The sequence below is a fragment of the Bythopirellula superficialaquae genome (assembly GCF_059632245.1).
In genome coordinates, this window is sequence record NZ_CP197426.1 from 4697402 (window position 1) to 4711116 (window position 13715).

Annotated in this window: 12 protein-coding genes; 9 read left to right on the plus strand and 3 right to left on the minus strand. The window is 55.4% G+C overall.

Going from position 1 to position 13715, the window contains the following annotated elements; translation table 11 throughout:
- The first annotated feature begins 826 nt into the window (after window positions 1–826).
- The 8 genes from thrS to SH678x_RS19470 all read left to right on the plus strand — a co-directional run bounded on the left by thrS (window position 827) and on the right by SH678x_RS19470 (window position 9814).
- Complete coding sequence (gene thrS / locus SH678x_RS19435; RefSeq protein ID WP_496920116.1) at window positions 827–2860, plus strand: threonine--tRNA ligase; 2034 nt, start codon at window positions 827–829, stop codon at window positions 2858–2860.
- 189 nt (window positions 2861–3049) lie between these two features.
- Complete coding sequence (gene infC / locus SH678x_RS19440; RefSeq protein ID WP_496923086.1) at window positions 3050–3553, plus strand: translation initiation factor IF-3; 504 nt, start codon at window positions 3050–3052, stop codon at window positions 3551–3553.
- A gap of 153 nt (window positions 3554–3706) precedes the next feature.
- Window positions 3707–3910 (plus strand): 50S ribosomal protein L35, encoded by a 204-nt coding sequence (gene rpmI / locus SH678x_RS19445; RefSeq protein ID WP_496920117.1) that lies wholly within the window; start codon window positions 3707–3709, stop codon window positions 3908–3910.
- Window positions 3911–4057: 147 nt separating this feature from the next.
- Complete coding sequence (gene rplT / locus SH678x_RS19450; RefSeq protein WP_496920118.1) at window positions 4058–4414, plus strand: 50S ribosomal protein L20; 357 nt, start codon at window positions 4058–4060, stop codon at window positions 4412–4414.
- Window positions 4415–4434: 20 nt separating this feature from the next.
- Window positions 4435–5499: a phenylalanine--tRNA ligase subunit alpha gene (gene pheS / locus SH678x_RS19455; RefSeq protein ID WP_496920119.1), complete on the plus strand. Its 1065-nt coding sequence runs from the start codon at window positions 4435–4437 to the stop codon at window positions 5497–5499.
- On the plus strand, window positions 5499–7514 hold the full coding sequence (gene pheT / locus SH678x_RS19460) for a phenylalanine--tRNA ligase subunit beta (protein ID WP_496920120.1): 2016 nt from the start codon (window positions 5499–5501) through the stop codon (window positions 7512–7514). The genes pheS and pheT overlap by 1 nt, the downstream gene beginning before the upstream one ends.
- Window positions 7515–7532: 18 nt before the next feature.
- Window positions 7533–9140, plus strand: coding sequence for an AMP-dependent synthetase/ligase (locus SH678x_RS19465; RefSeq protein ID WP_496920121.1), 1608 nt, complete (start codon window positions 7533–7535; stop codon window positions 9138–9140).
- The gene (locus SH678x_RS19470; protein WP_496920122.1) at window positions 9137–9814 is read left to right on the plus strand and encodes a hypothetical protein; all 678 of its coding nucleotides are present in this window, start codon (window positions 9137–9139) and stop codon (window positions 9812–9814) included. Before SH678x_RS19465 ends, SH678x_RS19470 begins: the two co-directional genes overlap by 4 nt.
- Here SH678x_RS19470 and SH678x_RS19475 read toward each other — a convergent pair.
- A complete protein-coding gene (locus tag SH678x_RS19475; protein WP_496920123.1) occupies window positions 9775–10131 on the minus strand; it encodes a nucleotidyltransferase family protein in 357 nt (118 codons plus the stop codon). The genes SH678x_RS19470 and SH678x_RS19475 overlap by 40 nt on opposite strands.
- Window positions 10132–10379: 248 nt before the next feature.
- Between SH678x_RS19475 and SH678x_RS19480 the strand changes: the two genes are divergently transcribed.
- Window positions 10380–12461 (plus strand): coiled-coil domain-containing protein, encoded by a 2082-nt coding sequence (locus tag SH678x_RS19480; protein ID WP_496920124.1) that lies wholly within the window; start codon window positions 10380–10382, stop codon window positions 12459–12461.
- A gap of 9 nt (window positions 12462–12470) precedes the next feature.
- Here SH678x_RS19480 and SH678x_RS19485 read toward each other — a convergent pair whose 3' ends face one another.
- Together SH678x_RS19485 and SH678x_RS19490 are read right to left on the minus strand one after the other, a co-directional pair.
- Complete coding sequence (locus SH678x_RS19485; RefSeq protein ID WP_496920125.1) at window positions 12471–12959, minus strand: hypothetical protein; 489 nt, start codon at window positions 12957–12959, stop codon at window positions 12471–12473.
- A gap of 2 nt (window positions 12960–12961) precedes the next feature.
- On the minus strand, window positions 12962–13687 hold the full coding sequence (locus SH678x_RS19490) for a DUF4190 domain-containing protein (protein WP_496920126.1): 726 nt from the start codon (window positions 13685–13687) through the stop codon (window positions 12962–12964).
- Between the last annotated feature and the right edge of the window lie 28 nt (window positions 13688–13715).

Genomic DNA, 13715 nt, shown 5'->3' on the forward strand with positions numbered 1-13715 from the left:
GGCTTCGCTTCATGTTCATTACTCCAGTTTCCCCATCTCAATAGGTCGAAGATAAATCTTGTTACTAGAATTCCTTGTTTGTTGGGGTTGCGTTCATTGTACTGACGCTGAACGCGGCGTGCACGCGAAAAATCGATTAAGAATTCAGATTCTGCCCCCGCGTGTGTAATCCGGCTGATTTAACAGCAAATCATTCGAAACTTAGCCACACTTCCCACGGGCCAAACTGCCCTAAGTCACCGTGGTGTCCATTTCTCAGCGAAAAACGGCTAAAAACTCCGGAATTACTGACAAGACAAGAAACCCATCAACGGCAGACGATCTGCCATTCCTCTCACACTTTACCAAGGAATTGCAGGCTTGCAACAGTTTTGGCAATGGTAAGGGAGAGAAATTTTGGGAAAAAAATCCGGCCTCACTGGGAAAATGGCGTTTCTTCTTGAGGGGTAATCACTTGCGAATAATGGGTTGGATATGACTGACTTGAGAAATTGCGGCTTTTCCTCGACACTCCTGGACTCTTCGCCGGTCCTAAAAGTGCGTCAGCGCAAATTTTGTGCCGAGTGCTAGCACTCGCTATTCCGGCAGCCCTCTGTGAACCACTGGGGCGCGAAAACTATCTTTATTCTATTGAGATTAGGTCGGTGACCTGCTTTACGAACGAATGGGTGCCGTCACTGAGGCGTTTGCGATTCGGCCGGATAACGCTTGAGTTGTCACGCGGAAAACTCGCGATGGCCGACTTGCATGGCACGCCTTATACTCCCGAGTTCCCAAGTTCAGTCTTTCCCCACCCTAAGCGATCAAGCGAGCAGCGTAACCGAACATGTTAAAAGTCACTTTGCCGGATGGTAGTCGGCGTGAATACCCTAGTTCTGTCACTCCTCGTGAAATCGCAGCTGAGATCGGCCCGGGCCTGTTGAAAGCCGCGATTGCTGCCGAAGTTGATGGCAAGCAGATCGATCTGACCACTCCTTTGCCGAACGATGGCGAAGTGCAGTTGCGATTGCTGACCAAGCGCGACCCCGAGGCGCTCGGCATCTTGCGACATTCGTGCGCGCATGTGATGGCGCAGGCTGTGATGCGATTGCATGAGGGCGTGCAACTCGCGTTTGGCCCTTCGACCGGAACCGGCTTCTACTACGATTTCCAGCTAAAAAAGCCGCTTTCTGAAGAGGATTTCCCCGCGATCGAGGCTGAGATGGCCAAGATCGTGAAAGAAGATCTGACTTTCGAGCGGCTGGACGTGGATAGAGCGAAAGCCCTGGCTATGTGTCAAGAACTGGGGCAGGAATTCAAGGTCGAGCACATTGAATCAGGCTTGGCCGATGAGGCGGAATTGTCGTTCTATCGGCAAGGAGAATTCCTCGACCTTTGTCGTGGCCGGCATATCCCGAGCACTTCTCACATTGGCAAAGCGTTCAAGCTGTTGAGTCTTGCGGGAGCGTACTGGAAGGGCGATTCCTCGCGGCCGCAGTTGCAACGTTTGTATGCGACCGCGTTCTTCGATAAACAGGAACTCGAAGATCATTTACGGCTGTTGGAAGAAGCCAAACGCCGCGATCATCGCGTGCTTGGTAAGCAGCTGGAGCTGTTCACCGTGAGCCCGGTCGTTGGTTCGGGTTTGATTCTGTGGCTGCCCAAGGGGGCCGTCATTCGCCAGACCTTGGAAGACTATCTCAAGAGCGAGCTCCGCCGCCGGGGGTACGACGCGGTTTACACCCCGAATATCGGCAAAATCGAGCTTTACCAGATTTCCGGGCACTTTCCGTATTACAGCGAGAGCCAATTCCCGCCGATTGATTTGAGCGAACGTGAAGGGCAAAAGGCGGGCGAAGGGGAGCGGTATCTTCTCAAGCCGATGAATTGCCCGCATCACATCATGATTTACAAAGCGAAACCCCGTTCGTACCGCGATTTACCGGTGCGCCTGGCGGAATTTGGCACCGTCTATCGCTACGAGCAATCGGGCGAACTCAGCGGCATGACCCGCGTGCGTGGTTTTACCCAGGACGACGCCCATATTTTCTGCACCGAAGAGCAGGTCGCCGATGAGGTCCGTGGTTGCTTGGAAATGACACTGACTGTACTGAAATCACTGGGCATGGAAAACTACCGCGTGCGGCTTGGTTTCCGAGATCCCGACAGCGACAAGTACGTCGGCAGCAGCGAAGTCTGGGACCGGGCCGAAGCCGCCATTCAGCGCGTGGCTGAGGAAATGAACCTGCCAGGTCGCGAGCCTGAGCCGGGCGAAGCGGCGTTCTACGGGCCGAAAATCGACTTTGTGGTGACCGATTGCATTGGCCGCGAATGGCAATTGGGGACCGTGCAGCTCGACTACAACCTGCCGAGTGCCGAGCGATTTGCTCTGGAGTACATCGGTGCTGACAATCAACCCCACCGGCCGGTGATGATTCACCGAGCGCCGCTCGGTTCGATGGAACGTTTTGTGGGAGTGTTGATCGAGCATTTTGCCGGGGCATTCCCGCTGTGGTTGGCTCCCGAGCAGGCTCGCATCGTCACAGTGAGCGAAAAATCCGAGACCTACGGTCGGGAAGTGGAAGAGCGGTTCAAGGCGGCTGGTTTCCGGGTAACCGGCGATTACCGAGGCCAAAAGCTGGGAGCGAAAATTCGCGAGGCCCAGTTGGCCTTGATTCCCTACATGGTCGTCGTGGGTGAAAAAGACGCCCAAAATGGCACCGTGACGCTGCGGGATCGGATCGAGGGTGACCTGGGAGCCTTGGCGCTCGACGAGGCGTTGGCCAAGTTACGCGAGGAAGTCGACGCCAAGACGGTTCGCCAGGTGGCGGACAGCAGCGGCCCGGCCTTGGTAGATCGCGACGTGAAGAACGAGTATTAGGCATTCCCGTAGCCGAGGTCTCTGACCTCGGCCACAGAACAAAAGACCTCGGCAATCGAACAATTAAGCAGGCTTTGCAAAAGTTAATCTCGGCGTGAGTTGACGACTGCCGCCTGCATAACCAATACTGTGATGTTACGCGGATTTGGCGGAAATTGAGTTTTAAAAGACCCTGCGGAGGCAATTGCGATCGAAACGAAACAGCAACGAATCAACGAACAGATTCGTACATCTCCTTTGCGAGTGATTGGACTGGAAGGCGATCAATTAGGCGTCATTACTCGTGATGAGGCGCTTGAACGAGCCCGCGAGTCTGGCCTGGATTTGGTCGAGGTGGCTCCGTTGGAGAAGCCGCCCGTCTGTCGCATTATGGACTTTGGTAAGTTCAAATATCAGCAGAAAAAACGGCTAGCCAAGGGCCATACGCATCACGGCAAGAACAAAGAAATTCGCCTCCGCCCGAAGATCGGCGATCACGACTTCATGACCAAGGTCAACCACGCGCGGCAGTTTTTGAAGGCCCGTGACAAGGTGATTTGCTCGGTCATTTTCCGCGGCCGCGAGAATGCGCACGTCGACGAAGGCTTCAAGCTGGTGAAGCGGCTTGTGGCGGAACTGGCTGAAGATGCCAAGGTCGAGCAAGAAGCCTCGATGCAAGGCCGCCGGATTGTGCTGATTTTGGCGCCAAAGTAAGCCGTTTTCGGGTCAGATTTTTAACGCCGCTAAGCCGCAAGCGGCCGCTTGCGGCTTAGCGGCGTTTCTTCTTGGACGCCCTTTTCAGCCCCAAGGATTCTGCTAGAATGCGGGGCTTCCGTATTTGTATCGATCCTTGTTGGAGTGTGTGACATGCCCAAGCAGAAAACCCACAAAGGCACCAAGAAGCGCTTCCGCTTGTCTGCCACCGGCAAGGCTATGCACCGCAAAGCTGGCACGAGCCATTTGGCCGCCCGCATGAGCCAAAAGCGCAAACGTCAGTTGCGTGGCACCGATGCCACGGCGAAAGCCAACATTAAGAGCATCAAAATTGCTCTGGCTGGCAACAGCTACTAACAGTGTGGTGCGACTTTCCGAGCCGCATTTCGCAACGAATATGAGTCGGAGACTCGTACCACTCTGATCAAGCACGCCGGGCAACAGAACATCTTCCACCGTGTGAAGAGGCCTGGGCGCGACACCGAAAAGTAAAGGGTTCCCTCGATGAGAACCACTAAAGGCAGTGCCCGTAATCGGGCCAAGAATCGTCTTTTCAAAAAGACCAAGGGCTACCGTGGCGGTCGCAACAATCTGTTGCGTACGGCCAAGGAAACGTTGCTGCGTGCTGGCGCGTTTGCGTTCCGCGATCGTCGCGTCCGTAAGCGTGAGTTCCGCAAGCTCTGGATCATCCGCATCAACGCCGCCGTTCGCGAACGGGGTTTGCGTTACAGCGAGTTCATCTGCGGCCTGAAGAAAGCCAACATCGATCTCGATCGCAAGACGCTTTCCGAAATGGCGATCAACGATGCAGCGGGCTTTGACGCCGTCGTGGAAAAGGCCCGCGAAGCCTTGGCTGCCTAATTCCGCGGAGGCACAGACTCGTGGCCCTCGCTGAATTTCTCGCCAGCCTTGATTCACTTACCCAAGCTGCGCAAAGCGACTTTTCCGGCGCATCGGATGCTGCTGCGCTTGAAGCGGCTCGCGTGGCCTATTTGGGGGCCAAAGCCGGCAAGCTCCGCGATGCGCAAAAGGGCTTGGGTTCGGTGCCGCCCACCGATAAACCCGCCGCCGGCAAGAAATTCAACGAAGTCAAAACGGCCATCGAAGCAGCGTTTACGGTCGCGCAAGAACGGCTTGGCTCGGGCAAAACAACAACAGCCAGAGCCTTTGATGTTACCCTTCCTGGCCGCGCGAAACGCCTTGGGCATCTGCATCCGATCACACAGACGATTCGCTCGATGAAGGAAATCATGGGGCGGCTCGGATTTTCGGCGGTGGAAGGTCCCGAGATCGAAGACGAGTGGCATAACTTCGAAGCGCTCAACATCCCGTTGATTCACCCCGCGCGCGATCCGCTCGACAATTTTTATTTGAGCGTGGCGCATTCAACCAATGCTGGTGATGCTGCACCGCCCGCTCCTGAGTCTTCGGAGAATGAGGGCTCGCCGCTGTTGTTGCGTTCGCAGACGAGCACCGTGCAAATCCGCGTGATGGAATCGACGACGCCGCCGGTGCGAATCATTTCGCTGGGTCGCGTTTATCGCCCCGACACGGCCGACGCCACGCACTACCCGATGTTCCATCAAATCGAAGGTTTGCTCGTAGATCGCGGCGTGACGATGGCCGACCTCAAGAGCGTTTTGCGGCTGTTTTGCCAGAGTTATTTTGGCGGCGACGATGAAGTCCATATCCGCTTTCGCCCCTCGTTTTTTCCGTTCACCGAGCCGAGTGTCGAAGTCGACATGAATTGGCAGGGTGGCTGGATGGAAATGGGTGGCGCAGGCATGGTCGATCCCAACGTCTTGCGTGCCGTCGGTTACGATCCCGACGAAGTCACCGGCTTTGCCTTCGGCTTGGGGGTTGAAAGAGTCTGCATGCGGCAGCATGGGATCACCGACATCCGTGCGCTTTATCAAAATGATGTGCGATTCCTGGAGCAATTCTGATGATCGTTTCCTGGAATTGGCTGAAAGAATACGTGCCGCTAACGATGACCGTCGAGCAGCTGACCGACCGTTTGACGCTCACGGGGCTTAACCTCGAAGAGTTTCATCCGGTAGGGGATGACGTGGCCATCGATGTCGAGGTGACGAGCAACCGCCCCGATTGCTTGGGGCATGTGGGGATTGCCCGTGAGCTTTCGGTGCTTTGGGACTGCGAACTGAAAATTCCTGCCGCTAAGCCGCAAGCGAAGGGGTCGGATGTTGCGAAACTCACGAGCGTGACGGTTGAATGTCCTGATTTGTGCCCGCGCTACACTGCTCGCGTGATTCGGGGCGTGAAGATTGGACCGAGCCCTAAGTGGCTCGCTGACCGACTACGGACTTTGGGCATCGCCGTGATCAACAATGTGGTTGATATCTCCAACTACGTAATGATGGAATGCGGCCAACCTTTACATACGTTTGATTTCAAGCAACTGGCCGGCGGCAAGATCATCGTTCGCCGTGCCAAGCCAGGCGAGAAATTCACCGCCATCAACCACCAAACCTACGAACTGGCGGCCGATACCTGCGTCATCGCTGATGGCGAAAAGGCGGTCGCTCTCGCTGGCGTGATGGGTGGCGCGACGAGCGAAGTCTCCGATTCGACCGTTGATCTTTTGATTGAATCGGCCGATTTTGCCCCACTTTCCGTGCGAAACACGGCACGGCGGTTACATCTGCACAGCCCGTCATCCTATCGCTTTGAACGGCGAGTCGACCCCGAGGGGATCGACTGGGCTAGCCGGCGTTGTTGCGAACTGATTTTGGAACTCGCGGGGGGTGAACTCGCCGAGGGAGTGATCGATGTCGGCACACAGCCCCAGCCACGCGAACAGGTGAAACTTCGTTTCGATCAGATCGAACGTGTCTTGGGGATCAAGATTCCCGATGACCGGGTGCGGCAAATCTTAAAAGCCCTGGGCAACGAAGAGACCCACGCTTGCGATCATTGCGTGAAAGTCGTGCCGCCGAGTTGGCGAGCCGATTTGACCCGTGAGATCGACCTCATTGAAGAAGTAGGCCGGATCAACGGCTACGATGAAATCCCCGAGGATGCGGGGGTCAAAATGGTTGCTTCGACCCGTAGCCGTGAAGATCGCGTGCTCGATCAGGTCCGCGATGCCATGACGTCGCTTGGATTCGACGAGGCCATGACGATTAGTACCGTCGACCGCGAATGGGTCGATGCGTTTCGTCCGTGGACGACCGCCGAGCCACTTTCAACGAGCACACCCGTTTTACGCCGGGCGAATTGCCTACGGCAAACATTGCTACCAAGCCTGTTGGCCAGCCGCCGCACGAACGAAACGCTGTTCAACAGCGTGATCGAGCTGTTTGAAATCGCCAGCATTTATTTGCCACAAACCGGCGGTTTGCCCAACCAGCGACGGATGCTGGGTCTCACCAGTGGCGGCGGATTTTTGGAACTCAAGGGCATTCTGGAAACCTTGGTCACGGCAATCGCCCCCGGCGTGCAGCTCGCTGCGACATCGTACGATGCGCCATTTTTCACGGCAGGGCAGGGCGCAGAACTCAAACTCGGAAACAAGCTGTTTGGCTATCTCGGCATGGTCAGCCCAAAAGGCCGCGAGCAGTTTGAACTCCGGGGTGAAACAGCCGTCGCGGAGCTCGATCTTGGCGTGCTGATCGAAGCGGCCGTTTTGGTGCGGCGAGCCAAGGAACTTTCGCCCTATCCTCCGGTATCGCGGGATCTGAACCTCGTTGTTGAAGAGAAAATCCTGTGGGCCGACGTCGAGCGGATCGTCCGCGCCGGTTGTGGCGAATTGCTGGAAAGCCTCACATTCCAGGAAGAATATCGCAGTGCTGATAAGCTTGGCCCCGGCAAAAAAAGCTTGCTGTTCTCGATTCAGCTACGCTCGGCGACTGGCACGCTGACGAACGAAGAAGCCGACGGCGTTCGCGACAAAGTGGTCGCCGCGCTTGCCCAGGAACTCGGCGGGCAACTTCGGGCTTAAGTGCAATGGGGTGTGATTATGCCGTCACCCACCAATTCCACCATCCCGGCCCTTTTCCAAGCGACCGTTGCGCGGCGACCGGAACAACCGGCGGCGGGACGAATTCGCAACGGCGTGCTCACCTGGAAAACCTGGCAGGAACTCAACGCCGACGTGCAGCGAGCGATAGCCGGGTTACAAGCCGCGGGAGTTCAAACGGGGAATCGCGTCGTCCAAGTCGCGCCCAATAGTTACGATTGGATTGTCACCGATCTCGCCATTCTTACGCTGGGAGCCGTGCATGTGCCGCTCCATGCGACATTGCCAATGACGCAGGTTAGTGAGCAAATTGCGTTGGCTGAACCTCAGCTGTTAGTTAGAGAAGCCCACTCACAATTTTTGTCGAAAGGGTCAATCTCATGCGTGACACATGAAGAGCTGTTAAGGAATTCTGAAAATCATAGATCCAAAATCATAAATCCAAAATCCTCTGACCTCGCCACCATCCTTTTCACTTCCGGCACGACGGGCCATCCACGCGGCGTGATGCTCAGCCAGGGCAATTTGGCGAGCAACGCCATTGCCACGACCGAAGCCGTCGGCTCGCCGCATGAAGAAACGCGGCTTTGCTTTCTACCACTCAGCCACATTTACGCCCGCACGTGCGATCTTTACACGTGGCTCTACCGCGGGACGCGGATCGTTCTCGCCGAGAGTCGCGAGACGATCCTGCGGGATTGTCAAATTGTGAAACCGACGGTTCTTAATGGTGTGCCCTATTTCTATCAAAAAGTAGCGCAAGCCCTGCATGTCGCTGGCAAAGCTAAACATCCTGAGGCGCTCAAGGAATTGCTGGGGGGGCAGGTGCGTTTGTGCTTTTGCGGCGGGGCGGCCGTCGCGCCGGAAGTCGAACGGCTGTTTGCAGAACAAGGCTTGCCGCTACTTTCAGGTTATGGCCTCACTGAAGCCGCGCCGGTGGTTTCGGCGACTCGCAAAGAGAACTACAGCCCGGGCAGCGTGGGTCGGCTGCTTGAAGGTGTCGAAGTCAAACTTTCGGACCGTGGCGAGATCCTTGTGCGTGGCAACAACGTGATGCTGGGCTACTGGCGGGACGAAGCCGCCACGCGCGAAGCGATTGTCGATGGCTGGCTGCACACGGGCGATCTCGGCGAATTCGATGCTGCCGGTAACTTGCGGATCGTGGGCCGTCACAAGGACTTGATTGTCCTGACCACCGGCAAAAAAGTGAGCCCCAGTGCCGTGGAACAACAGCTCGCGGGCTCGCCTTATGTCGAGACCGCGTGCGTGGTGGGGGACGGCCAGAGCCATTTGGCGGCGCTCATCGTTCCCAATCCACAAGCCCTCAAGAAATTCATCAAGGACCATCGCCTGTGGGTCTGGTCGAAACGCCGAGCGGTGACACATCCCCGAGTTCGCGAACTGTTCCGCGGTGAAGTCGACCGCCTGCTAGCCGACATGGCCCACGAAGAGCAAGTGGGACCGTTCACGATTCTGTCGCGCAACTTTTCACTCGACGCGGGCGAAGTTACCGCGAAATTCAGTTTGCGTAGGGAGGTAATTTCACAGAATTTCGCGAGGGAAATTGACGCGATGTATCGAACCCAGTACCTAGGAAACAAAAAATGAGTATAGATTTAGCCACTCTCTGGGTATCAATAGTAGCAGTCATTGCTACGGCAATCGTGACGGCTTTGGGTTGGTATTTCGCTCATCGCTCTGCCGCCAAAATCCAAAATCTCGCACTTGTGAATTCAATATTAAATGATGCACGAATCGCAATTACTACTTCTATACGTAACTATCATGAATGTTTAATCGACATTACCCAAATGCTAAGTAACGCACCGATTAAGTACGAAAAGTACTCTGTTGCATTAAGCAGAGAGACGCCACGTTTAAAATTACAAAGTTTGCGAGAGTTGGCATACAGTCTCGATACGTACGATTGGCTCAGAAAGCTCGAAGAATACGAATGTTTGTTGCCTCAGACTGCAAAAGTGAGAGTTACTTTATTAGGCATTAATCGTCGAATGATCGCTAAGGTTAGCGATATAGCACATGAGTATGACAAAGGCGTGTTTCGGAATGATTCTGCTGACATAAAAGCCGTAAATGGAGAAATCCTGGATCTGATTTGCCTTTCATGGGATTTGTTAGTGTATGTTCAAAATCAATCGCTAGGAACAATTACTGGCAGAAAAGTTGAAGTACGAGTTCCATTTGATGACAATTCGCCCAGGCTCATTTTAGGCGAAGATGGTTACCTTAAAATTACTGGCAATCTTTCGGGACATTCATAATTACGGAATCCCGGGGCATCGACGGCCTCCGCCAGGATTCGTTCGCGCAGCAACGGTTTGATTGTGTCAGCTAACACGAGATCCACGCCACAGCCAAACAGATCTTCCAGGTAATACTTAACTCCCATGTAGGAATCGAGCGTGTCGTCGGCAAGTTCGACGACAAAATCGAGATCGCTGTCCGTGCGAAGCTCGTTACGAACCGCCGAGCCGAACAATTGCAATCTGCGCACGCCAAATTTGCGCAGCTGCTCATGGTGCTGCTCGATGAGATTAAAGATTTGACTGCGGTTTGCGACCATAAATGCGTCCTTCATGCTGATAGCGTAATTCTAACCTTTTCTGATAGCTGGACATAGTTCGAGCGTTGTAAGGGGATAAAGTTCCCACCCTGACCCGCACATTCCCTACCACCGTCACTCGGAAAACCACGCTTTTTGACCCACCGTGAGCGGCAACCTATATACGGTTGGGAAACTATCGCTCGGCATTGTCCGGCGGTCTCTGTCGAGAGGCCGTTCGCAATGCCCGTGTGCACACTCGCTTCGTATCGGCAACTTCGCTCATGGACGAACTGGAACAAGGCTCTCGCGCCGCGGACGATCGGTCTCAAAAGACCGGTGAAGCGCTGCGCGCCTTGCGCGAGGGCTTGGGGGCCAAGCTCGAAACTCATCGTCGCCGGGTGAGCGACATCGAAGTGGATCTCACGTCGCGTCTCATGCAACTCGCCGAGGAGATGGCCAAAGAACAGGCAGCCGAAGCCGAAGCCCAGCTCGCCCTGCGCGATGAGCAGCTGCAAAAGCTGCGCGACACCCTCACCGAACGCGATGCCACGCTGGCCAAACTCGAGCAGCAGGTATCCGATGGCGAGTCCACCCGGTCGCGTTTGTCCGCGGAACTCACTCAATCTCGCGCCGCGATCGAATCTGTTCGTAACGCAGAGTGCCAGGAATGCACGAAGCTCCGAGCCGAGTTGGCTACCGTGAGTGAACAAAATTCTGAGGCTCAGCAGCAAATCTTGGAACTCGAATCCAAGGTTGCCGCCTTAGCCCAGGAAGTTTTAAGGTCGCAAGCGGCGGGCGCGGAGTTTGCCACCCAGCAGGGTCAAGAAAACGACCTGCTCGCCCAATCGCAATTCGCCTCCGAGCAGATTCAAAAACTGCTCGATGAAACTTTGGCCGACTTGGAGGCCTCGGAAAGCCGGGAAGCGACTGCGGCATTGCAGGCCGATGAGTTGCAAGCAGAGATCGAACGACTGACTTCTGAACTCACGACGGCCCGTGATGCGGAGACAAAGCTCGCCTCGGCGACTCAGCGCGAGTTGCAGTCGAGCGACCAGGTGACACAGTTACTGGCCCAGGTCACGGAATTGTCCGACGATCTCAGTCGCTTGCGTGAAGCGGAATCGCAATTGGTGTCGCAGCATTTGGCGGCCGACACCGCGATGGCCGAGTTGAAAACGGCGGCCGAAAAAAAGAATCAATTGCTCGCTGATCAACTGACTTCGATCACCGCCGAGCGCGACGATCTGGCCGAGCAACTTCAGCAAGTTCATGCTGAAATTACGACGCATGACGATGCGAAAGTCAATGAACTGGCCTGGCTCGAAAAAGAATGTGCAGCCGCCGAAGAGAGCCGCAATCAACTTGCGCACGAATTTGAAACACTGCTCAAACAGCATAAAGAAACCGAAGCGACGCTCGCCGAGTCGCTCAAAATGCAGGAACAATTCGCGGCACTGCTAAAGAATGCCGAGGAAAAGATCGCCGAGTTGAGCGAGTCGACCGCGCACGAAGAAGAATTGGAGCAGGCCCAACGGAAGTTCGAACTCGCGCTGGTTGATGCTCAGAAACTCAAGCGTGAGAACGCTGAACTGCAGGAAGAACTTACTCGCCGTCCGGAAAAATCCGAGGCCGAATCGCCCGAGCTGGTGAGCTTACGCGTGGAACGCGACGCCCTGGCCAGCCGCGTGGCTGAACTCGAAGCGACGCCGACCCAAGTCGTCGATCCCGATGCCGAACGCCGGATGGAAGATCTACAGCGCCGATTTGAGATGGCCGTCGAAGATGTGCGCCATCTGAAGCAGGAGAATGCTCAACTCCACGAAAAACTGGCCAAAGCACCGCAGGCGGCAAATCATTCCGCCTCGACAAGCGGTGCCATGGATTGGCAATCGCAGAAAGCCCGGTTGCTCGCCACGCTTGAATCGGAAGATGAAGAGGTACTGTCCCATGAGCGTCGTGAAGAGCGGATGAGTATCGAAGAGACAATCTCGACCACGGACCGCGTCATCGCTGACAAAGAGCGTGAAATTACCGAACTGCGAGCCCAGTTGGCTGACCAATCGATCGCGGCCATCGCGCCGGTCGACGTATCGAACGAAGTGATTGATAAAGATGAGCTCATTGCCGCTGAGCGTGCCAAGCTGGCAGCCCTGCAAAAGGAATGGCACGACAAGCTGCGGACCGCAGAAATGGAGATGTCGATTCAACGCGCGGCTCTTGCTCGTAAGGAGTCCGACATCGAGCACAAGCTCCAGGCAGCCCTGCAAGCTGCCGCTGATGCGCCTAATACTCCCGACGGCAAACCGCGCCGCAAATGGCTTTCAGCATTGGGATTGCAAGCCGACGATGAGAAAGAAAAATAGGACGGCTCGCTAGTTCTCGACCGTGCCTTGCTCGAGCAGATAGATCGCTCGAGTGGTGCCATCCATATCGGCAAACTCTTCGAATTTAAGAACGCCTTCGACCGCGATCGGGCGGATGGAATATTCCGCCGTTTTGTCGGGGTGCATCTGCACGCGAATGCAATCAAACAACGCCGCACCGGGTCCAAAACAACATTCTTGATTATCGCGGACGAGGACAAAGCCCGTCAGGCCACGACGCTTGAGCGTGGGATACATGTAGCCCCGAATTTTAATCCGTTGTCCGAACAAATCTTCGATCTTCGGCGTGAGCAGCGACCGCTTGAACGGGGCATCAATTTCCATTTCAAATTTGATGTCGTCAAACGACGTTTCGACGGTTTGGGTGTTGCTTACCGCGCGAACTTTACGTGGGGCCGAAGCACCAGCCACAACGGGGGCGGAATCGCACCCAGCGAGTGGAGCAAGTAACAGTGCTAGCAATAATGCGTAACGCATGATCATTGCACGTAGTCGGCTTTGATGGTGTACACGGGAGCTTGCGAAGGAGAGTTGACGTTTTGGGGCCGCAAATGCAGCGTCCCGGCAATCCGAAACAGGCCCGTCGAATAGTCAGTAGTTACCTTATCGTCAAAATCGACCAGCACTTGGTCATAAAATTTCACGCTGGCTAAATCGCCGAAGCAGCATTGGTTGTTGTCGCGCACCAATAAAAAACGCCGCACGTTACGCCGTACAGGAGTCGAATCTGCCCGCATGTAGCCCTTGATAAAGACTCGCTTTCCGTCTAGTGCTTGCACGTCCTTGGGGATCGGGATGCCAGCATCAAGGTCGTTCTCGCTGGGGCGAAATTCGTAAAACGACGTGCGGATCGCGCCCTCGGGGACTTCGGTCGCATGCACGTAGCCGGCGTAGCTCAATCCCGTCAACATGCCCACGAGCGACAATGCAATGCCAACGATGGCAAACTTTCGTCCGCTCACTTGGTCGGGATTCGCGCGAATCGCCGACAAGGCGCGAATGCCTAGAACCACACCCAACAGGGGAATTGGACAGATCATCAATGCCGATTCAAAGCTGTCGCGAGCGGCCACGATCGTGAGCAGCGACAACACGCCAAAGATGGCCGAGGCGATCGCGCTGGTGCTGAACGAGCGGTATTCGAACTGTTCGTTATCGCTGGCGAGTGCGGAAGGGAAATCGGAGATTGCTTCAGAAAATGCCATGGGAATTACAAAATTAAAACGGGAATAA

Bases quoted from the DNA above. Each gene is read 5' to 3' on its own strand.
- thrS (WP_496920116.1), top strand. From the start codon at position 827: ATGTTAAAAGTCACTTTGCCGGATGGTAGTCGGCGTGAATACCCTAGT.
- rpmI (WP_496920117.1), top strand. From the start codon at position 3,707: ATGCCCAAGCAGAAAACCCACAAAGGCACCAAGAAGCGCTTCCGCTTG.
- rplT (WP_496920118.1), top strand. From the start codon at position 4,058: ATGAGAACCACTAAAGGCAGTGCCCGTAATCGGGCCAAGAATCGTCTT.
- pheT (WP_496920120.1), top strand. From the start codon at position 5,499: ATGATCGTTTCCTGGAATTGGCTGAAAGAATACGTGCCGCTAACGATG.
- SH678x_RS19465 (WP_496920121.1), top strand. From the start codon at position 7,533: ATGCCGTCACCCACCAATTCCACCATCCCGGCCCTTTTCCAAGCGACC.
- SH678x_RS19470 (WP_496920122.1), top strand. From the start codon at position 9,137: ATGAGTATAGATTTAGCCACTCTCTGGGTATCAATAGTAGCAGTCATT.
- SH678x_RS19475 (WP_496920123.1), bottom strand. From the start codon at position 10,131: ATGAAGGACGCATTTATGGTCGCAAACCGCAGTCAAATCTTTAATCTC.
- SH678x_RS19480 (WP_496920124.1), top strand. From the start codon at position 10,380: ATGGACGAACTGGAACAAGGCTCTCGCGCCGCGGACGATCGGTCTCAA.
- SH678x_RS19485 (WP_496920125.1), bottom strand. From the start codon at position 12,959: ATGCGTTACGCATTATTGCTAGCACTGTTACTTGCTCCACTCGCTGGG.
- SH678x_RS19490 (WP_496920126.1), bottom strand. From the start codon at position 13,687: ATGGCATTTTCTGAAGCAATCTCCGATTTCCCTTCCGCACTCGCCAGC.